Source organism: Streptomyces sp. NPDC060002 (assembly GCF_042737245.1).
Classification (GTDB): domain Bacteria; phylum Actinomycetota; class Actinomycetes; order Streptomycetales; family Streptomycetaceae; genus Streptomyces.
The window spans coordinates 59057-78531 of the sequence record NZ_JBHWUW010000022.1; the positions used below are offsets into that span (position 1 = coordinate 59057).

At 70.1% G+C, this 19475-nt stretch carries 16 protein-coding genes and 1 other RNA gene; 11 read left to right on the forward strand and 6 right to left on the reverse strand.

The features are described 5' to 3' along the window. The first annotated feature begins 15 nt into the window (after window positions 1-15). Both prfB and ACFWBD_RS20660 read left to right on the forward strand, forming a co-directional pair. Window positions 16-1122, forward strand: coding sequence for a peptide chain release factor 2 (gene prfB / locus ACFWBD_RS20655; protein ID WP_385668466.1), 1107 nt, complete (start codon window positions 16-18; stop codon window positions 1120-1122). A 271-nt stretch (window positions 1123-1393) separates the two neighbouring features. Then, on the forward strand, window positions 1394-2278 hold the full coding sequence (locus ACFWBD_RS20660) for a hypothetical protein (protein WP_385668469.1): 885 nt from the start codon (window positions 1394-1396) through the stop codon (window positions 2276-2278). Between the two features lie 88 nt (window positions 2279-2366). Here the strand turns inward: ACFWBD_RS20660 and ACFWBD_RS20665 are convergent, their stop codons facing one another. Continuing rightward, entirely contained in the window at window positions 2367-2561 is a 195-nt protein-coding gene (locus tag ACFWBD_RS20665; RefSeq protein ID WP_020132389.1) for a hypothetical protein, read from the reverse strand. Between the two features lie 236 nt (window positions 2562-2797). Here ACFWBD_RS20665 and ftsE point away from each other — a divergent pair, with 236 nt between their 5' ends. From ftsE to ACFWBD_RS20695, 6 genes are all read left to right on the forward strand, one after another. Continuing rightward, window positions 2798-3487: a cell division ATP-binding protein FtsE gene (gene ftsE / locus ACFWBD_RS20670; RefSeq protein WP_020132390.1), complete on the forward strand. Its 690-nt coding sequence runs from the start codon at window positions 2798-2800 to the stop codon at window positions 3485-3487. 60 nt (window positions 3488-3547) lie between these two features. Further along, the gene (gene ftsX, locus ACFWBD_RS20675) at window positions 3548-4465 is read left to right on the forward strand and encodes a permease-like cell division protein FtsX (protein ID WP_351764295.1); all 918 of its coding nucleotides are present in this window, start codon (window positions 3548-3550) and stop codon (window positions 4463-4465) included. Window positions 4466-4532: 67 nt separating this feature from the next. Beyond that, window positions 4533-5711 (forward strand): S41 family peptidase, encoded by a 1179-nt coding sequence (locus ACFWBD_RS20680; RefSeq protein ID WP_385668473.1) that lies wholly within the window; start codon window positions 4533-4535, stop codon window positions 5709-5711. 68 nt (window positions 5712-5779) lie between these two features. Continuing rightward, window positions 5780-6316 carry an SsrA-binding protein SmpB gene (gene smpB, locus ACFWBD_RS20685; protein ID WP_385668611.1) on the forward strand — a complete coding sequence of 179 codons (537 nt, stop codon included), beginning with the start codon at window positions 5780-5782 and terminating at the stop codon, window positions 6314-6316. Window positions 6317-6421: 105 nt separating this feature from the next. Beyond that, window positions 6422-6809, forward strand: a transfer-messenger RNA (tmRNA) gene (gene ssrA, locus ACFWBD_RS20690). 72 nt (window positions 6810-6881) lie between these two features. Then, window positions 6882-7250, forward strand: a complete 369-nt coding sequence (locus tag ACFWBD_RS20695) for a hypothetical protein (protein ID WP_385668476.1) — start codon at window positions 6882-6884, stop codon at window positions 7248-7250. Here ACFWBD_RS20695 and ACFWBD_RS20700 read toward each other — a convergent pair. From ACFWBD_RS20700 to ACFWBD_RS20720, 5 genes are read right to left on the reverse strand one after another with little or no spacing between them, the layout of a single operon-like run. Beyond that, a complete protein-coding gene (locus ACFWBD_RS20700; RefSeq protein ID WP_385668479.1) occupies window positions 7237-8253 on the reverse strand; it encodes a LacI family DNA-binding transcriptional regulator in 1017 nt (338 codons plus the stop codon). The two genes, ACFWBD_RS20695 and ACFWBD_RS20700, sit on opposite strands and share 14 nt — an antisense overlap. Continuing rightward, window positions 8253-10538 carry an alpha-xylosidase gene (gene yicI / locus ACFWBD_RS20705; RefSeq protein WP_385668481.1) on the reverse strand — a complete coding sequence of 762 codons (2286 nt, stop codon included), beginning with the start codon at window positions 10536-10538 and terminating at the stop codon, window positions 8253-8255. The genes ACFWBD_RS20700 and yicI overlap by 1 nt, the downstream gene beginning before the upstream one ends. A gap of 30 nt (window positions 10539-10568) precedes the next feature. After that, a complete protein-coding gene (locus ACFWBD_RS20710; RefSeq protein WP_385668484.1) occupies window positions 10569-11399 on the reverse strand; it encodes a carbohydrate ABC transporter permease in 831 nt (276 codons plus the stop codon). Then, a complete protein-coding gene (locus ACFWBD_RS20715; protein ID WP_385668487.1) occupies window positions 11396-12361 on the reverse strand; it encodes a carbohydrate ABC transporter permease in 966 nt (321 codons plus the stop codon). The genes ACFWBD_RS20710 and ACFWBD_RS20715 overlap by 4 nt, the downstream gene beginning before the upstream one ends. After that, on the reverse strand, window positions 12358-13674 hold the full coding sequence (locus tag ACFWBD_RS20720) for an ABC transporter substrate-binding protein (protein ID WP_385668490.1): 1317 nt from the start codon (window positions 13672-13674) through the stop codon (window positions 12358-12360). Before ACFWBD_RS20720 ends, ACFWBD_RS20715 begins: the two co-directional genes overlap by 4 nt. 702 nt (window positions 13675-14376) lie before the next feature. Here ACFWBD_RS20720 and ACFWBD_RS20725 point away from each other — a divergent pair. The 3 genes from ACFWBD_RS20725 to ACFWBD_RS20735 all read left to right on the forward strand — a co-directional run bounded on the left by ACFWBD_RS20725 (window position 14377) and on the right by ACFWBD_RS20735 (window position 19338). Continuing rightward, complete coding sequence (locus ACFWBD_RS20725; RefSeq protein WP_385668493.1) at window positions 14377-15195, forward strand: hypothetical protein; 819 nt, start codon at window positions 14377-14379, stop codon at window positions 15193-15195. A gap of 775 nt (window positions 15196-15970) precedes the next feature. Then, complete coding sequence (locus ACFWBD_RS20730) at window positions 15971-18049, forward strand: bifunctional polysaccharide deacetylase/glycosyltransferase family 2 protein (protein WP_385668614.1); 2079 nt, start codon at window positions 15971-15973, stop codon at window positions 18047-18049. Next, window positions 18049-19338, forward strand: a complete 1290-nt coding sequence (locus ACFWBD_RS20735) for an acyltransferase family protein (protein ID WP_385668497.1) — start codon at window positions 18049-18051, stop codon at window positions 19336-19338. The genes ACFWBD_RS20730 and ACFWBD_RS20735 overlap by 1 nt, the downstream gene beginning before the upstream one ends. Window positions 19339-19475 lie beyond the last annotated feature (137 nt).

The window sequence follows — 19475 nt, forward strand, 5'->3', positions numbered from 1 at the left end:
CGTTACGCTGGAGGCGTGGCAGTCGTCGATGTATCCGAAGAGCTCAAGTCCCTCTCCTCGACCATGGAGTCGATCGAGGCCGTTCTGGACCTCGACAAGCTGAGGGCAGATATCGCCGTGCTCGAGGAGCAGGCGGCCGCGCCGTCCCTGTGGGACAACCCGGACGAGGCGCAGAAGATCACCAGCAAGCTGTCCCACCTCCAGGCCGAGGTCAGGAAGGCGGACGCGCTGCGCGGCCGGATCGACGATCTCTCCGTGCTGTTCGAGATGGCCGAGGAGGAGGACGACCCGGACACCCTCGCCGAGGCCGAGTCCGAGCTCACCTCCGTCAAGAAGGCGCTGGACGAGATGGAGGTCCGTACGCTGCTCAGCGGTGAGTACGACTCCCGCGAGGCGCTCGTGAACATCCGCGCCGAGGCCGGTGGCGTCGACGCCGCCGACTTCGCGGAGAAGCTCCAGCGGATGTACCTGCGGTGGGCGGAGCAGAAGGGCTACAAGACCGAGATCTACGAGACGTCGTACGCCGAAGAGGCCGGCATCAAGTCGACCACCTTCGCCGTGCAGGTCCCGTACGCCTACGGCACCCTCTCCGTGGAGCAGGGCACCCACCGGCTCGTGCGGATCTCCCCCTTCGACAACCAGGGGCGTCGGCAGACCTCCTTCGCGGGTGTCGAGATCCTTCCCGTGGTGGAGACCACCGACCACATCGAGATCGACGAGTCCGAGCTGCGGGTGGACGTCTACCGGTCCTCCGGTCCCGGCGGCCAGGGCGTGAACACCACGGACTCCGCGGTGCGCCTCACCCACCTCCCCACCGGCATCGTCGTCTCCTGCCAGAACGAGCGGTCGCAGATCCAGAACAAGGCGTCCGCGATGAACGTCCTCCAGGCCAAGCTGCTCGACCGGCGCCGGCAGGAGGAGCAGGCCAAGATGGACGCGCTCAAGGGAGACGGCGGCAACTCCTGGGGCAACCAGATGCGTTCGTACGTCCTGCACCCGTACCAGATGGTCAAGGACCTGCGCACCGAGTACGAGGTCGGTAACCCCGAGGCCGTGTTCAACGGTGAGATCGAGGGTTTCCTGGAAGCCGGAATTCGCTGGCGCAAGCAGCAAGAGAAGTAGTTTTGTCGACAAGGCAACCGCCCCTGATTCAGGGGCGGTTGCCTTTTTATGTCACATTCACAGTACCAACATCGCGCAAAGCGCCCCGACTTGGACATTGCGTACGCAAACGACCTTGACGCTGCTTTGAAAAATGGGGAAGGTGCAGTGTGGCATGCGTATCTCTGGGGCGCATGTGAACCGGGGCTTCAGCTGCTTCTCAGCTACCTCCGTCGATCACAACCCCGGGCGCGGCCTCATCGACGATTCAGCTACTGGGGGTAGCAGCTATATGACCAAGAAGACGCGGATCCGTTTCGCGCGCATAGCCGCCGGCGCCGTGATCGCCGCGGGCGCCTCGCTGACGGTGGCCGGGGTCGCCTCGGCCGCCGGTGACGAGGGTGGCCTCAGCGGCCTTGTGTCGACGTCCGGCGAAGTGACCCCGCAGACGGGCGAGGAGCCCTGCCCGATCGGGATCTGCACCGACGGCGGCACGTCGACGGGTACGTCGGAGGGTACGTCCGCCGGTACGTCGGAGGGTACGTCCGCCGGTACGTCGGAGGGCACGTCCGCCGGGACCTCGACGGGTACGTCCGCCGGTACGTCGGAGGGCACGTCCGCCGGGACCTCGACCGGCACGTCCGCCGGCACCTCGACGGGTACGTCCGCCGGTACGTCGGAGGGCACGTCCGCCGGCACCTCGACCGGCACGTCCGCCGGCACGTCGGAGGGCACGTCCGCCGGGACCTCGACCGGCACGTCCGCCGGCACCTCGGCGGGCACCTCGAGTGGCAGCACCACCACGGGTGGCAGCACCACGACCGGTGGCAGCACCACGACCGGTGGCAGCTCGACCACCGGCGGTTCCAGCACCACCGGCGGCGACGACTCCACCGGCGGTTCGGGCACGACCGGTGGTTCGAGCACCACCGGCGGCGGCTCCGCCACCGGTGGTACCGACACCGACGGCACCTCCACCCAGGAGGAGGGCAGCTCCGCGCTGACCGACACCTCGGACGCCGTCGACACCAGCGCGCAGGGTGGCGGCAAGGAGCTCGCCGAGACCGGTGCCGGTGAGACCACGTTCCTGATCATCGGTGCGGCCACGATGATCGCCGGCGGCATCGGCTTCCGGGTGCTGCCGCGCCTCGCGGCCGGCCGCGGCGCCGCTGCCTGACGCCAGGTAGTCGCGTCCGTACGTGACGTACGCGCGAAGGGGCCCGGAGCGATCAGCTCCGGGCCCCTTCACCTATGTGTTCCAGGGGTCACGCGGTCTGGTGGGCCAGCAGCGCCAGCGCCGCCACCAGCACCGCGAGCAGCGCGATCAGCGCCATCGGGTTCAGCCCCGCGAAGAAGTTGTCCTGTTGCTGCAGCCGCTCGCGGTTCGCGCGGCACACCGGGCACCGGCCCTCGCTCACGGGCGCGGCGCAGTTAGCGCACACCAGCCGGTCGTACGTCATGCGCTCGCCCTCCTTGCACCGGTTCCATGTACACAACGCCTCGGGGAACGGGAACGTTCCCCCTCCACTGTGCCAGGTTCCTCCGGGGGCCGCGCGGCTCACCCGGAGAGCGGGGGGCGTACAAAGTCCCGCACAAAAACGCACAAGCCCCACTCAACCCCTCCCGACGCCTGCGCCGCCCTCCCCGGTTCGCGTATGGTCACGCTCATCTACCCCCGGCGACCCGTGGTGCATCCGTGATCCGATTCGACAACGTCTCCAAGGTCTACCCCAAGCAGACCCGCCCCGCACTCAGGGATGTCTCCCTCGAGGTGGAGAAGGGCGAGTTCGTCTTCCTCGTGGGATCCTCCGGCTCCGGCAAGTCCACCTTCCTGCGGCTGGTCCTCCGCGAGGAGCGCACCAGCCACGGTCAGGTGCACGTTCTGGGCAAGGACCTCGCACGCCTCTCCAACTGGAAGGTGCCGCAGATGCGCCGCCAGCTGGGGACGGTCTTCCAGGACTTCCGGCTGCTGCCGAACAAGACGGTGGCGGAGAACGTCGCCTTCGCGCAGGAGGTCATCGGCAAGTCGAAGGGCGAGATCCGCAAGTCCGTGCCGCAGGTGCTCGATCTCGTCGGGCTCGGCGGCAAGGAGGACCGGATGCCCGGTGAGCTGTCCGGCGGTGAGCAGCAGCGCGTCGCCATCGCGCGGGCCTTCGTGAACCGGCCCAAGCTGCTGATCGCGGACGAGCCCACCGGCAACCTCGACCCGCAGACCTCCGTCGGCATCATGAAGCTGCTCGACCGGATCAACCGGACGGGCACGACCGTGCTGATGGCCACGCACGACCAGAACATCGTGGACCAGATGCGCAAGCGCGTCATCGAGCTGGAGCAGGGCCGCCTCGTCCGCGACCAGGCGCGCGGCGTCTACGGCTACCAGCACTGACCGCCCCCGCCATCGCCTCCGCCCTCGCGGACGTCCCCGGAAAGGCCTGAACAACTCGCCATGCGCGCCCAGTTCGTACTGTCGGAGATCGGTGTCGGTCTCCGCCGCAACCTGACGATGACCTTCGCCGTCGTCGTCTCCGTCGCCCTGTCCCTGGCGCTCTTCGGCGGGTCGCTCCTGATGAGCGACCAGGTCACCACGATGAAGGGCTACTGGTACGACAAGGTCAACGTCTCGGTGTTCCTCTGCAACAAGAGCGACGCCGAGTCCGACCCGAACTGCGCCAAGGGCGCGGTGACCGCGGACCAGAAGAAGCAGATCAAGTCCGACCTCGACAAGATGGGGGTCGTCGAGAAGGTGACGTACGAGTCGCAGGACGACGCGTACAAGCACTACAAGGAGCAGTTCGGCGACTCCCCGCTGGCCAGCTCCCTCACCCCGGACCAGATGCAGGAGTCGTACCGCATCAAGCTGGAGGACCCGGAGAAGTACCAGGTCATCGCGACCGCCTTCGACGGGCGGGACGGCGTGCAGTCCGTGCAGGACCAGAAGGGCATCCTGGACAACCTCTTCGGGCTGCTCAACGGCATGAACTGGGCGGCGCGGGCGGTCATGGCGCTGATGCTCGTCGTGGCGCTGATGCTGATCGTCAACACCGTGCGCGTCTCGGCCTTCAGCCGACGGCGTGAGACGGGGATCATGCGGCTCGTCGGCGCCTCCGGCTTCTACATCCAGGCGCCGTTCATCGCCGAGGCCGCGGTCGCCGGGCTGATCGGCGGCACGGTCGCCTGCGGATTCCTGGTGATCGCCCGGTACTTCATCATCGACCACGGCCTGGCCCTGTCCGAGAAGCTGAATCTGATCAACTTCATCGGCTGGGACGCCGTGTTGACGAAGCTTCCGCTCATCCTCGCCACGAGCCTGCTGATGCCCGCGTTGGCCGCGTTCTTCGCGCTGCGCAAGTACCTCAAGGTGTGACGTACGCCCCGAGGGCCGTACGGTCAACCGACCGTGCGGCCCTTCGCGTTCCCCTAGACTCACCGCCATGTCAGGCCGTGACCTGTTCTGCCAGCCCCGCCGTTTCGGCCGCGGGGCCGCCCTGACATTGGTGTTCGCGAGCGTGCTCGTCGCCGGCGCCGCCACCGGATCCCTGCCGGGGGACCCCGGAGAGGGCGGGCGGAGCGCCTCGGGCGCGGCCCCCTCCCCGGCCCCCGCCGGCCACTCCGAGGACGTGACGCGGGCCGCCGAGGAGGCCGCCGCGGACGGCAAGTCCCCGATGGAGGCCGCCGAGCGCGCCGTCAGCCGCAGCGGGGACCGCTGGGCGGCCGTCTACTCCGAGGGCGAGTACGAGGAGTTCGAGGCGTCCCTCGACGGCCGGTACACCGGCGTCGGCCTGGAGGCGCGGGGCGACCGGGACGGCCGGATCGAGGTGACCAAGGTGCAGTCGGGATCGCCCGCGGCCGCCGCCGGGGTCCGCGCGGGCGACCGGCTGCGCAGCGTCGACGGACGGTCCGTCGAAGGCCTCCCGGTCACCGACGTCGTCTCCTTACTGCGCGGTGACGCCACGGGCGCGACCGCCGGCAGCACCGTCCGGCTCGGCCTGGAACGCGCCGCGCGCGCGTGGACCGAGACCCTGCGCCGGGCGCTCCTGTCCACGGACTCCGTCACCGTCCACCGGCTTTCCGACGGCACCACCGTCATCACCGTCGCCGCGTTCACCAAGGGCGTCGGTGACAGTGTGCGCAGCGCCGTCCGCCGGGCCCCGGCCGGCGCCGGGATCGTCCTCGATCTGCGCGGCAACTCCGGCGGCCTGGTCACCGAGGCCGTCTCCACCGCCTCCGCCTTCCTCGACGGCGGCCTCGTCGCCACCTACGACGTCGACGGCGACCAGCGCGCGCTGCACGCCGATGGCGGCGGCGACACCACCAGCCCCCTGGTCGCACTCGTCGACGGCGGCACGATGAGCGCGGCCGAGCTGCTCACCGGCGCCCTCCAGGACCGTGGCCGCGCGGTCGTCGTGGGTTCCCGCACCTTCGGCAAGGGCTCGGTCCAGATGCCGAGCAGGCTGCCCGACGGCTCCGTCGCCGAGCTGACCGTCGGGCACTACCGCACCCCCTCCGGTCACGGTGTCGACGGCCGGGGCATCACCCCCGACCTGGAAGCGGACGACGGGGCGCTGGAGCGGGCCGAGACCGTGCTGAGCGGACTCGGGGACGTGTCCTGAGCATCCGGTAATCGACTTTCCCTTCGGCCCCCTCGGGGTGCGAAACTGGCTGCACTATGAGCAAGGGAATGTACGTACCGAAGGAGTCCCAGCCGAAGCAGGGCGGGGCGGCCGTGTCCGGCAAGGTCAAGGACGGCAAGCGCAAGATCGTCGCGCAGAACAAGAAGGCCCGGCACGACTACGCGATCGTCGATGTCTACGAGGCCGGTCTCGTCCTCACCGGCACCGAGGTGAAGTCGCTGCGCGAGGGCCGCGCCTCGCTGACCGACGGCTTCGTCCAGATCGAGGGGAACGAGGCGTGGCTGTACGCCGCGCACATCCCCGAGTACTTCCAGGGCAGCTGGACCAACCACTCCGCGCGCCGCAAGCGCAAGCTGCTGCTGCACCGCGAGGAGATCGACAAGCTGTCGGTGAAGTCCGAGGAGACGGGTCACACGATCGTGCCCCTCGCCATCTACTTCAAGGACGGCCGGGCGAAGGCCGAGATCGCGCTGGCGCGCGGCAAGAAGGAGTACGACAAGCGGCAGACCCTGCGCGAGCAGCAGGACCGCCGGGAGACGGACCGGGTGATCGCGGCGGAGAAGCGCAGGCAGCGGCACGCGTAGCCCCTGCACACGTGGCGGCGGGGAACACAGTGGCATCGACGTGCGTTGGTCACGTACGATGGCACTCGTGCTCCACAGCGGGCACGCGGTTTGAAAAATCAACATGGGGATGATCGGTTTCGACAGCGACTGTTGAAGCAGGGGAAGCGTGTCGAGGAAGCGGCAATGATCTCGTAAACCATATGTCGCAAAAAATAATCGCCAATATCAAGAGCGATTCCCAGTCCTACGCCCTCGCTGCCTAATAAGCAGTGAGTGTAGGACCCATATGGGTGTCAGCCCGGAAGTGTTCCCGATCCGGATCCTGGCATAATCTAGGGGACTAAACCATCGAGCCCGGTCACGGGGTTCGATGGGAAATCAAACAGTGACTGGGCCCGTCGGCGACTTGTTCGCGTGATCACCGGGGCCGAGAAAATCACAGCGAACTGCACACGGAGAAGCCCTGATTCTGCACCGTTGGACGCGGGTTCGATTCCCGCCATCTCCACTCATCCCATGTGAACAAGAACCCCGTCGCTCCCGAGCGGCGGGGTTCTTGCCGTAACGACAGAAGGAGGGCCCGGTGGACGACTCGCTGCACATCACGCTCCTGGGCGAGTACCACGCGCGCCCCCTCCGCAGGGGCAGCGGCTCCTACGACGACTTCGCGCCGGACGACCCGGGGGCCGCCCTCGGCCTTTCCGACGTCCTGGCCGCCGATCTGTCCGCCTGGGCGAGGGACATCGACGCCGCCATGAACACCTGGCTGGCCGACCGCGACGACATCCGCTGGGACGCCGCGCGCCTGCGCCTGCACGAGGAGGGCGAGACGCTGGCCGAACGCCTCGCCCGGGAACTCGCCCCCGGTCGGACCGTGGGCTACGAAGGCGTCCAGGGCGTGTCCTGCGCGCTCCTGGGGACCCGCCTCGGCAACCCGGTCAGCGTGGACTGACCGTCCGCGGCGCCGTGCTCGCCCGCCGGGTCATCGTCGGCGGCAGCAGCGTCGCCTCGGGCACGGTCTCGCCGTCGAGCTTGCGCATCAGCAGCCCCACCGCCCGCTCGCCGACCTCCGCCGACGGCAGCGCGACGGAGGTGACGGGCACCCGGAGCCCCGCCGCGAGCCCGTCCGGGCAGATCGCCGTGACCGACAGGTCGCCGGGGACCCGCAGCCCCAGCTGCTCGAACGCGTCGATGAGGGGCTCCAGGACCGCCTCGTTGTGGACCACCACCCCCGTCAGTGCGGGTTGCTCGCGCAGGAGCTGTTCCGCCACCCGGCGGGCCGCCGCCGGGGTCGCCTCGCAGGGGTGGACGGCGGAGGCGAGCCCCGCCCGGTCGGCGGCCGCGGTGAACCCCTGGACCACGCGCTGCGCGAAGGCCGTCCCGCGCACGTACACCTCCGGCGGCGACCCGACCAGCCCGACCACCCGGTGCCCGAGCTGCGCCAGATGCTCCACGCACCGCTCGCCCGCCGCCCGGAAGTCGAGGTCGATGCAGGTCAGCCCGTCGGCCTCGAGCGGGAAACCGATCATCACGGACGGCCGGTCCAAGGAGCGCAGCAACGGCAGCCGGGGGTCGTGGAGTTGGACGTCCATCAGGATCAGGGCGTCGACCAGGGCCGTGTCCGCGACCCGGCGCAGCCCCTCCTCGCCCTCCTCCTGGGTCAGCAGCAGAACGTCGTGGTCGTGCCGGCGGGCCGCCGTCACCACCGACACCGCGAACTGCATGACGACCGGGACATGGATGCCGGTCCGCAGCGGCACCACCAGTGCCAGCACGTTCGAGCGGCTGCTGGCCAGCGCGCGGGCGCCGGCGTGCGGCCGGTAGCCCAGCGCGCGGGCGGCCTCCTCGACCCGCCGCCGGGTCTCCTCGGAGATCGGCCGCTTGCCGCTCAGCGCGTACGACACCGTGCTGGGGGAGACCCCGGCGTGCCGCGCCACATCGGTGATCTTCGCCATCAGACCGGCTCCCGGTCGTCCTGGGCCTGCGGGGCCGGGGTCTCCAGGGTCAGGAACCCGGTGCCCGCCGCCGCCCGCGCGACCCGGTCGCCGGCCGCCAGCGCCCATGGCGCCGAGGGGTCGCTCGCGGACGCCCGCAGCGTGTCCCCCTCCCGTACGACGGTGAAGGTCACGTCGCCGATCCGGACCGTCACCTGGGCGCCGCGCTCCAGGCCGTACGTGCGCAGGGTGACGCCGTCGGCGTGCGGGTAGTCCGGCCGGTCGGCGTGGGCGCCCACCGGGAGCACCGCGCCCGGCCGCACCAGCAGCGGAGCGCTGAGGAACCCGTGGCGTTCGCGTACCCAGCGCGGCCCGGTCACCGTCCGCCCGGTGAGGTAGTGGGTCCAGGCGCCTTCGGGGACGTAGTACGTCACGTCCCCCTCGTCGTCGAACACCGGCGCGACCAGCAGGTCCGGGCCGAGCATGTACTGCCGTTCCAGGTGCGCGCACCCGGGATCCGCCGGGAACTCCAGCACCATCGCCCGCATCATCGGCGTGCCCTCCTCGTGGGCGGCGCGGGCGGCCTCGTACAGGTAGGGCATGAGCCGCAGCTTCAGCCGGGTGAAGTGCCGGGCCACGTCCACCGACTCCTCGTCGAACAGCCAGGGCACCCGGTACGAGGAGCTCCCGTGCAGTCTGCTGTGCGAGGACAGCAGGCCGAAGGCCAGCCAGCGCTTGAACAGGGCCGGCGTCGGTGTGCCCTCGAAGCCGCCGATGTCGTGGCTCCAGAAGCCGAACCCGGACAGGCCCAGGGACAGCCCGCCGCGCAGCGACTCCGCCATGGACGCGTACGTCGCCTCGCAGTCGCCGCCCCAGTGCACCGGGAACTGCTGGCTGCCGGTGGTCGCCGACCGCGCGAAGACGACCGCCTCCCCCTCGCCCCGGTGCCCCCGCAGCACGTCGAAGACGGTGCGGTTGTACAGGTAGGTGTAGTAGTTGTGCATCCGCTCCGGGTCCGAGCCGTCGGACCAGGTCACGTCGACCGGGACGCGCTCGCCGAAGTCGGTCTTGAAGCAGTCGACGCCCTGCGCGAGAAGTGCCTCCAGCTTGGCCGCGTACCAGTCGCGCGCGGCGGGGCTGGTGAAGTCGACGAGGGCCATGCCGGGCTGCCACAGGTCCCACTGCCAGACGCTCCCGTCCGGCCGCCTCAGCAGATGACCGAGCGCCCTGCCCTCCTCGAAGAGCGGTGACCGCTGGGCGATGTACGGGTTGATCCACACGCTGACGTGCAGGCCCTTCGCCTTCAGCCGGGCGAGCATGCCCTCCGGGTCGGGGAACACCCGTGGGTCCCAGCGGAAGTCGCACCAGTTGAACTCCCGCATCCAGAAGCAGTCGAAGTGGAAGACGGAGAGCGGGAGTTCGCGCTCGCGCATGCCCTCGATGAAGGAGGTCACCGTCTCCTCGTCGTAGGAGGTGGTGAACGACGTCGAGAGCCACAGGCCGAACGACCAGGCGGGCGGGAGCGCGGGGCGGCCGGTGAGGGCGGTGTACTTGCGCAGGATGTCCTTCGGGGTGGGGCCGTGGATGACGTAGTACGTCAGCTCCTGGGTCTCGGCGCTGAACTGGACCCTCGAAACCGCCTCCGAGCCGACCTCGAAGGACACCTTGCCCGGGTGGTCGACGAAGACGCCGTAGCCCGCGTCCGTGAGGTAGAACGGCACGTTCTTGTAGGCCTGTTCGGTCGCCGTGCCGCCGTCGGCGTTCCAGATGTCGACGACCTGGCCGTTCCTGACCAGTGGTCCGAAGCGTTCGCCGAGGCCGTAGACGGAGGTCCCCACTCCCAGGTCGAGCTGCTCGCGCAGGTAGTGGGCGCCGGTGCCCGCGTCCCGCATGATGCCCATGCCCTTGGGGCCGCTGGACGTGAGGGTGCGGCCGTGGGCGAGGAACTCCACGTGCCAGGGGCCGGAACGGGCGACCTTCACGGAGAGCGCGCCGGAGGTCAGGGTCGCGTAGGCGTCGTCGTAGGAGAGCTGGGGGGCCGGCTCCGCCTCGGTGAGGCCGAAGGCGGGCTCGCGGGGCCGCTCGCCCGTGAAGTGGGTGAGGGTGAGGCCGACGACGTCGGGCATCGGGGTGTGGGCGGTGATCGTCATGACCGGTCCCGTCATCAGGTCGCCGCGGCTGCGGATGGGCCGGGTCGGCGCGTGGATCTCCAGGCCGCCGTGCGACTCGGTGACGTCGAGGACCTCGGCCGGGTGGGCGGCCGTGATGCCCTCCCGCAGCAGCCAGTAACCGTCGGTGAACTTCATGGGTGCGGGGTCCTTACTGCTCGGTCCTCACTACTTCACGGCACCCACGGCGATGCCACGGGTGAGGGTCCGCTGGAAGACGAGGAAGAAGACGAGGGCCGGGAGTACGCCGAGGAGGGCGGCCGCGTTGGTCATCGTGGCGTCCATCAGGCGCTGCCCCTGCAGGACGCCGAGGGCCACCGACACGGTCTGGTTGTCGTTGGAGATCAGCATGACCAGCGGGAGCAGGAACTCGTTCCAGGTCCAGATGAAGAAGAAGACCAGCAGCACGCCGAGGGTGGGGCGGCTGACGGGGACGACGATCCGCCACAGGACCTGCCACTTGTCGGCGCCGTCGATCCGGGCCGCCTCGATGATCTCGCGCGGGAACCGGCTCAGCACGGACGAGAGCAGATACGTGCCGAAGGCCGCCTGGATCACCGTGAAGACGATGATCACGCTGAGCCGGGTGTCGTACAGGCCGGCCTGCTTGCTCAGGTAGTACACCGGGTAGACCAGCGCCTCCTGCGGAAGCATGTTGGCCAGCACGAAGAAGGCCAGGATCCAGGTGCGGCCCCTGATCCGCCCGATGCCGATGGCGTACGCGCTCAGCACCGACAGGACGACCGCCCCCACCGCCACCGAGCCGCTGATCAGGACCGAGTTCAGCAGCTTGCGGCTGTAGTCGACGCGTTCCCAGAAGTCCTTCAGACCGTCCAGGTACAGGCCGTCGGGCAGGCTCAGCGGGCCGTTGCGGGAGTACTCCGCCGGGGACTTGACCGCGTTCACGGCGACGACCAGAAACGGCACGATCATGAAGAGGGCGGCCAGGCAGAGGGCCAGGAGGACCGGGTAGCGGCGCAGGGCTCGGGCGGCCTTCATGTGCGCGGTCCTTCCTCCGCGTCCTCCGCCCTGGTCTGCAGCCTCAGGCCGACCAGGGAGAGGGCGAGGATGATCACGGTGAGCACGGTGGAGATCGCGGCGCCGTAGCCGACCTGCGTCTTCTCGAAATACGTGGCGAAGGAGAAGTAGGAGGGGACGTTCGTCGCGCCGCCGGGGCCGCCCTTCGTCAGGACGTACACCGCGCCGAACACCTTCAGCGCGGCGATCGTGCACCAGGTCAGGACGACGTAGATCTCCGGGCGGATCTGCGGCAGCGTGATGTGCAGGAAGCGACGCCACCAGCCGGCGCCGTCCAGCTCGGCCGCCTCGTACAGCTGCGGGTCGACGCGTTCCAGCCCCGCCATGAAGACGACCAGCGGGAAGCCGAGCTGTACCCACACCATCACGCCCATGACGCTGTAGAGCGCGAGGTCGGGATCGCCGAGCCAGTCCTGCCGCCAGGAGCCGAGACCGACGGCCCGCAGGAGCGCGTTGAGCGAGCCGTCGTCGGGCGCGAGGATCCAGCTCCAGACGATGCCGGCGACCGCGATCGGCAGCACCTGCGGAAGGTAGAAGCAGGCGCGCAGGACGGCCGCCGTGCGGCTGCCGAAGTGCTTGCCGACGTGATCGAACAGGGCGGCGGCCAGGACCAGTCCGACGGCCGTGGGGAGCGCCGCCATCGCGACGACCATGAAGAGGCTGTGCCGGAAGCTCTCCCAGAACTCCGCGTCGTCCATCAGCTCGCGGTAGTTGGCGAGCCCGGACCACCGGGGGCTGCCCACCCCCTGCCAGTCGGTGAAGCCCACCCAGGTGTTCATCAGGAACGGGACGACGATCACGGCGAGGAAGGCGAGAGCGCCGGGGAGCAGGAACAGGGTGTAGGAGTTCCGGGCGGGGCGCGGGGAGACGGCCCTGTGCTGCTTGCCGCTCACCCGCCCGCCGCGTTCGACGGTCACCGTCATGTCTTCGGTACGCCCTTGTCGTACGCCTTCTGCAACGCGTCCAGATAGCCGTCCGGCTGCTCGCTGCCGGTGATCAGCTTCTGGGTCTCGGAGACGAGGACGTCGTAGAAGCCGGGGACCGGCCAGTCCGGGTAGAAGGCCAGGCCGTCGCGGCCGGACAGGGTGTTGAAGTGGGCGATGAGTTCCTTGGCCTTCGGGTCGGTGACGGCCGCCGTGTCCGCCGCGACCGGGACGCCGCCCTTGTTGCCGAGCAGGTTCTGGATCTTCTTCGACATGGTGATGTCGATGAAGTCGTAGGCGAGCTCCTTGTTGTGGGCGCTCTCGGGGACCACCCACAGGTTGCCGCCGGAGCCCGGGGTGAGGTTCGAGCCGGGCCACAGGGTGGTGCCCCAGTCGAACTTCGCCTCGTCCTGGAAGCGGCCGTACCACCAGCTGCCGGAGAACAGGATCGGCGCCTTGCCCTGGAGGAAGGAGACGCCCGCGTCCTCCGCCTTGGCGCTGGTGGAGCTCTTGCCGATGTAGCCCTTGTTCACCCAGTCGGCGAAGGTGTCGGCCGCGTACGTCCAGGCCGCGTCGTGGAAGTCGGTCTTCTCGCCCTGGTACAGCTCGTAGGAGTCGACCCAGGAGCGGTCCGCCTTGGACAGGGCCAGCTGGTAGACGTACTGCTGGGCCGGGTACTCGGCGCCGGAGTTGGCGAGCGGGGTGATCTTGTTGCTGGCGAAGGTGTCCATCGCCGTGACCAGGTCGTCGAACGTCTTCGGCTCGGCGAGGCGGTACTTCGCGAACAGGTCCTTGTTGAAGTAGACCATCGTGTACTCGGCGTAGTTGGGCACCCCGTACCACTTGCCGGAGCCCATCACGCCGTTCGCGTCGTACCGGCTGGTGGTGCGCACCCCCGGGCTGAGCAGCTTGTCCCAGCCGCGCTTCGTCACCTCGGCGGACAGGTCGGTGAGGAGCCCCTGCTTGGAGAGCAGGCCCGCCGTCGCGTTGCCCTTGTTGTACTCCATGAGGTCGGGCGCGTCGGAGGAGTTGAGGACCATCGGGGCGGTCTTCTGGATCTGGTCGAAGCTCTTCTCCTCGAACTCCACCTTCACGCCCGGGTGCTGGGCCTCGAACTCCTTGACCGCGGCTGTCCAGGCCGCGCCCATCGCGCTGTTCGGGGCCTCGTAGTGCCACAGCCGCAGGGTCCTGGCGTCGGAGGTGCCGCCGTCGTCCGAGCCGCCGCAGGAGGCCAGGAGCAGTGACCCGGCGACGACCGCTGCCGCGCACGCGGTTCCCCGTCGTGCCTTCACACGCCTTCGTGCCGTCAACATCCTGTTCCTCCAGGGGAGTCGGATGGATCTGAGGGCGTCACGGTGCGTCCATCGAATCGATTCGATGGGTGACGTCGAAGCGCTTCGACGGGGGAAGTTATGTGGCTGCTGTGGTCACGTCAATGGGGCGGGTGAGGAAAACGGGCAATCCGGTGTCGGCGCCGATGAACTTTCCGGCCATGCCTGGAGCGGATCTCCGCCCGTTCCGCAGAGCTTTCGCTTTGTCGTCCTATGTCACTGATGTGATGAAAGGCTCACATCACTTCGATCTTCGATGTGCATCGGGGGTCACTTTCGGGATCGGGGTGATCGGAGTGCGACCGTCAAGGCTCAGGGAGGGTCGGTTTCCAGCCATGGACATAGGCGTGATTTCTGTCCATGTATGACACATCGCGAACGCAGGGCCCAAGCCTGCGCTAGATTCGTGGACCTGAGCGCAATGGGATAAATGGGGCGCTGGAACCGGGTGGGGGCCTGGTTTCGCCGACGTGTGCTCAGGGTCGTCGGCGCACCCGGAACAGTTCCGTGGGGGGAAGTACGCACATGAAGAATTGGCGAGAAGACGCCCAACCGACCTGGCCGGAGGCGGCATCGCCGACCCGGGATGCGCCGGTCGTGGGGGCAGGGTCCCAGGGCTTTCCCGGAGCCGGACGGCAGCCGCTGACGTCCATGGCGGGAGAGAGCACCAGATACCGGTCATTAATGGATGTACCGCGTGACAGCGGCCTGCTGCCGGCCTCGGACGCCTCGAACGGTCTTTCCGAAAACGAACGGTCGAGCGATCTCCGCGATCCCTGGGGAGAGCAGCCCGGCGGCGCGGACGGGAAGGGGAGCGACCCGGGTGAGGTGACCGTCCAGCTCGACCCCCTGAAGAAGGGGCGGCCCGACGGTGCGGAGGCCGCCTCCGACGTCCCGGTGTTCGTCGACGAGTCGGGCCGGCGCAGTCGTACGTTCCGCCGTATCGGCATCGTCGTGGGGATCGCGTGCGGGGCGTACGCCGTCGTCATCGTGGCCGCGCTGCTCTCGGGCAACGCGGGCGCGCCCTGGCTGCCGGTTCCCGTGCCGGGCCAGGCCGACGACAAGCCGGCGGCCGGCAAGGTGGACGGCACGTCGGCGCCCGACGAGTCCGCGAGCCCGCGCCAGGGGGTGCCCGGCGGCAAGGTTCCGGGCGGCTCGGGTGCCACCGCCACCGCGTCCGGCGGCGTTTCGGGCAAGCCGGGCGCGAGTACGGCGCCGGGCGCGTCGGGGAGCGCGGCTCCGTCGAGCGGGACGTCCCCGGCGGCGCGGCCCTCGGCGACCGGGTCCGTCCGTCCCAGCGCGGGCCCCACGCCCACGGCCCCCTCGACGTCCGGCCCGAGCAGTCCGGTGGTCGCACCGACGCCGTCCACGCCGCCGCCGGCCTCCTCACCCGCCGCCTCTCCTTCGACGCCTTCCTCGCCGTCCCCGGCCGGAGGAGCCTCCACCACGGTCGCCGACGGTCCGCCGGAACCGGTCCCGGCGGCATCGAGCCCGGCAGCCTGAACGGGTTCCCGTGAGAGCCGCCGGCCGCCAGGCCTCACGGGCGTCACCGGCCTCGGCGCGCGTGCGGACCCCGCCGACGGCGACCGGCGACCGGCCTCGGCGGACACGGCTTCGCCGGCCATGCCGGCGGCTGCGCCTTCGGACACCTGGGCCGACGGGCCCCGGCACGCCTTCGGGCGCGCCGGGGCCGCGACCGGGCCCGGGCCGGGGGCGGCGCTTCTCCAACACCGTCACCGGGCTGCCCGAGTCCGGTCACCGGGCGGGGGAGGGCGTCCGCCACCGAGCCGGAATCCCGGGCCCCGCGGCGCGGAGCCCGACGCAACGGGGCCCGACGCAGGGGGCCTTGGCAACGAAGTCCCACCTTTGTCAGCGACGTCTCGATAGCGATGTCTCGATACTCGCTCCTCGCCGCTTCAGCTCGCGGCGCGTACCTTCGCCCGACCTCGTCCCCGGAGAACCACCTCTCATGGCACCACGCACCAGCCGCCGCTCGACCCGACGGTCAGCTGTCGGGCAGCCCGCGCACTCGTCCGGCGGCCACGCCGCGTCCGCTCCACCGTCGACGGGGGACGCGCCAGGAGGTGAGTCGGCCGGCGGGCCGCGCGGCAGTGGGCGGCGGTCCTCCGGCCGGCGGTCCGGCCCGAGGAAGGGCCGGGGCCGGGCCCCGGGGCGCGCCGCAGGCGGCTCCGCGCACGCCGCGCCGCCGTCACCCGACCGCCGGCGTCTGGTCTCGCTCCGGCTGCGTCATCTGCTGCCGCTCGTCGTGCTCCTCGCGATGATGGCGATGCTGATGCTGCGCGGCTATGTGCACAGCGAGATCCTCGCCGACTACCGCATCCGCCCCGAGGCCGCCGCCGACAAGGTGCCGCAGAAGGTGCTCGAAGGCGGGCCGGTCGTCGACACCCGGCACGGGCAGCAGACCACCCTGGACGTGCCGGACCACCGGATCGTGCTGACCTTCGACGACGGGCCCGACCCGAAGTGGACCCCCGAGGTCCTCGACGTCCTGAAGAAGCACCACGTACATGCCGTCTTCTTCATCACCGGCACCATGGCCTCCCGCTACCCGGACCTGGTCCGGCGGATGGTGGACGAGGGCCACGAGATCGGGCTGCACACCTTCAACCACCCCGATCTGTCCTACCAGTCGAAGAAGCGCATCGACTGGGAGCTCACCCAGAACCAGCTGGCCCTGGCGGGAGCCGCGGGGATCCGGACGTCGCTCTTCCGGCCGCCCTACTCCTCCAGCACGGACGCCCTCGACAACGCCTCCTGGCCGGTCACCCGGTTCGTCGGCACCCGTGGCTACCTCACCGTCTTCACCACCGCCGACAGCGAGGACTGGCGCAGGCCCGGGGTCCGGGAGATCATCCGCAACTCCACGCCGCAGGGCGGCAAGGGCGCGATCGTCCTCATGCACGACTCCGGCGGCGACCGCCACCAGACGGTCCGGGCCCTCGACACCTACCTTCCCGAACTCCAGCGCAAGGGCTACACGTTCGAGAACCTCACCGAGGCCCTGAAGGCCCCGAGCGCGCACACCCCGGTCACCGGGCTCGACCTGTGGAAGGGCAGGGCCTGGGTCTTCCTGGTCGAGGCCTCCGACGACATCACCGCCGTCCTGGTCGTGGGCCTCGCCGTCATCGGCGTCCTGGTCTTCGCCCGCTTCGGGCTGATGCTCCTGCTCTCCGCGATCCACACCCGCCGTACCCGCCGCAAGGGCTTCGCCTGGGGACCCGACGCGCCCGTCACCGAACCGGCGTCGGTGCTCGTCCCGGCCTACAACGAGGCCAAGTGCATCGAGAGCACGGTGCGTTCGCTGATGAAGAGCGAGCACCCGATCGAGATCCTCGTCATCGACGACGGCTCCAGCGACGGCACCGCCCGGATCGTCGAGGATCTGCACCTGCCCGGCGTCCGCGTGGTCCGCCAGCTCAACGCGGGCAAGCCCGCCGCCCTCAACCGGGGCATCGCCAACGCCCGGCACGACCTCATCGTGATGATGGACGGCGACACGGTCTTCGAGCCCTCCACGGTCCGTGAACTCCTCCAGCCCTTCGCCGATCCGCAGGTCGGCGCGGTCGCCGGCAACGCCAAGGTCGGCAACAAGGACACCCTGATCGGCGCCTGGCAGCACATCGAGTACGTGATGGGCTTCAACCTCGACCGCCGGATGTACGACGTCCTGCGCTGCATGCCCACCATCCCGGGGGCCGTCGGGGCGTTCCGCCGCACCGCGCTCGACCGGGTCGGCGGCATGAGCGACGACACCCTCGCCGAGGACACCGACATCACGATGGCCATCCACCGGGACGGATGGCACGTCGTGTACGCGGAGAAGGCGCGCGCCTGGACCGAGGCGCCCGAGTCCGTCCAGCAGCTGTGGTCGCAGCGGTACCGCTGGTGCTACGGCACCATGCAGGCGATCTGGAAGCACCGCCGCGCCCTCGTCGAGGGCGGACCGTCGGGCCGCTTCGGCCGCGTCGGACTCCCGCTCGTCTCCCTCTTCATGGTCGTCGCCCCGCTCCTCGCCCCGCTCATCGACCTCTTCCTCGTCTACGGCCTGCTCTTCGGCCCGACCGGCAAGACGATCGCGGCCTGGTTCGGCGTCCTCGCCGTCCAGGCGGGCTGCGCGGCGTACGCCTTCGTCCTGGACCGCGAACGCCTCGCCCCCCTCATCTCCCTCCCGCTCCAGCAGCTCCTCTACCGCCAGCTGATGTACATCGTCCTGCTCCAGTCCTGGATCACCGCCCTCACCGGCGGCCGGCTGCGCTGGCAGAAACTCCGCCGCAAGGGCCAGGTGGCGGCCCCGCCCGGTGCGACGGCGGCGACCGCGGACGGAGGAGCGGCCTGATGAGCACCCACCCGACGGACGCCACGGCCGAGTTGCCCGAGCTGCCCCACCCGCCGGCCCGGAACGCCGGGCCGGAGCAGCGGAGTCTGGAGCAGCAGGGTTTTGATCAGCAGGGTTCCGAACCGCAGAGTTCCGAGAAGAAGGACGCCGGGAAGAAGGGCGGGGGACGGGACCGCTACTTCGACCTGCTCCGGGCCATCGCCCTGTTCCGGGTCGTCTTCTACCACCTGATGGGCTGGGCCTGGCTGCCCGTCGTCTTCCCCTCCATGGGCGTGATGTTCGCGCTCGCCGGCAACCTCATGGCCCGCTCGCTGGCCAAGCGCCCCGCGCTGGGAGTCGTGCGCGGCCGGCTGCGCAGGCTGCTGCCCCCGCTGTGGCTGCTGGGCGCGGTCGGTGTGACGGGCATGCTGGTGGCGGGCTGGAGCCCGGACGACGAGGGGCACCCCGGCTGGTGGTGGCTCCACCTCGCCTACTGGATCCTGCCGCTGAGCGACCCGCCGTACGGCGAGGGCCTGCCCGGCGCGCACGGGCTGATCAGCGACGGCTGGGCCGTCGACCTGGGCGTACCCCTGTGGTACATCCGCGCCTACCTCTGGTTCGTGCTGCTCTCCCCGCTCCTGCTGCGCGCCCTGCGCCGGCTGCCCTGGCCGACGATCCTCACGCCCGTCGCGCTGTCCGCCGCCCTGGAGTTCGGCGCGCTGTCGGTGCCGGGCTGGCGGCTGGAGGCCCAGCTCAGCGACTTCGGCGCGTTCGGCGCGTGCTGGCTGCTGGGCATGGCGCACCAGGAGGGCGTCCTGCGCCGCCTGCCCCGTTACGTGGTGCCGTCCCTGGCGCCCGCGGTGGCGGGAATCGGCCTCTGGTACACCCTGACCCATGACCTCAGGGAGGGGCACGACCTGGACGACATGCCCTTCGCCCAGTCCCTGTGGTCCTTCGCCGCGGTGCTGCTGCTCCTGCACATCAGCCCGTCGTGGTCCGAGTGGCCGGGCCGGCTGCGCCGCTGGGACCGGCTGATCACCCTGCTCAACTCCCGGGCCGTGACGATCTACCTGTGGCACAACGTGTGCATCGGAGTAGTGGAGGCCCTGTGGGACCGGCTGTGGGGCATCTCGTGGCTGGAGACGAACGGGACCTGGGTCCTGGAGAGCCCGTGGCCGCAGCTGCCGGCCGTCTGGCTGCTCACCGCGGCCTGCGTGGTCTGCTTCGGCTGGGTCGAGGATCTGGCGGCCCGCCGCAGGCCACGCCTGTGGCCGGACGGACGGGTCGGCGCCGGAACACACCGGTCCTGAACGGCGCCCTCGGCCCCGAACCGGATCTCGTGCGCGCATTCGTACGCCGCTGTACGCCGCCGTACGCCGTTCGCCCGGTTCGGGGTGCGTCCCTCCGAAGCCCTGGTGAGTATGGCCCGGTATACCCGTCGATCGGA

What these genes read in the sequence shown, in the direction of transcription:
- ftsX (WP_351764295.1), top strand. Translation starts at nt 3,548, where the DNA reads ATGCGCGCCCAGTTCGTACTGTCGGAGATCGGTGTCGGTCTCCGCCGC.
- ACFWBD_RS20660 (WP_385668469.1), top strand. Translation starts at nt 1,394, where the DNA reads ATGACCAAGAAGACGCGGATCCGTTTCGCGCGCATAGCCGCCGGCGCC.
- ACFWBD_RS20730 (WP_385668614.1), top strand. Translation starts at nt 15,971, where the DNA reads ATGATGGCGATGCTGATGCTGCGCGGCTATGTGCACAGCGAGATCCTC.
- smpB (WP_385668611.1), top strand. Translation starts at nt 5,780, where the DNA reads ATGTACGTACCGAAGGAGTCCCAGCCGAAGCAGGGCGGGGCGGCCGTG.
- ACFWBD_RS20735 (WP_385668497.1), top strand. Translation starts at nt 18,049, where the DNA reads ATGAGCACCCACCCGACGGACGCCACGGCCGAGTTGCCCGAGCTGCCC.
- ACFWBD_RS20725 (WP_385668493.1), top strand. Translation starts at nt 14,377, where the DNA reads ATGGATGTACCGCGTGACAGCGGCCTGCTGCCGGCCTCGGACGCCTCG.
- ACFWBD_RS20710 (WP_385668484.1), bottom strand. Translation starts at nt 11,399, where the DNA reads ATGAAGGCCGCCCGAGCCCTGCGCCGCTACCCGGTCCTCCTGGCCCTC.
- ACFWBD_RS20665 (WP_020132389.1), bottom strand. Translation starts at nt 2,561, where the DNA reads ATGACGTACGACCGGCTGGTGTGCGCTAACTGCGCCGCGCCCGTGAGC.
- yicI (WP_385668481.1), bottom strand. Translation starts at nt 10,538, where the DNA reads ATGAAGTTCACCGACGGTTACTGGCTGCTGCGGGAGGGCATCACGGCC.
- ACFWBD_RS20700 (WP_385668479.1), bottom strand. Translation starts at nt 8,253, where the DNA reads ATGGCGAAGATCACCGATGTGGCGCGGCACGCCGGGGTCTCCCCCAGC.
- ACFWBD_RS20680 (WP_385668473.1), top strand. Translation starts at nt 4,533, where the DNA reads ATGTCAGGCCGTGACCTGTTCTGCCAGCCCCGCCGTTTCGGCCGCGGG.
- ACFWBD_RS20715 (WP_385668487.1), bottom strand. Translation starts at nt 12,361, where the DNA reads ATGACGGTGACCGTCGAACGCGGCGGGCGGGTGAGCGGCAAGCAGCAC.
- ACFWBD_RS20720 (WP_385668490.1), bottom strand. Translation starts at nt 13,674, where the DNA reads ATGTTGACGGCACGAAGGCGTGTGAAGGCACGACGGGGAACCGCGTGC.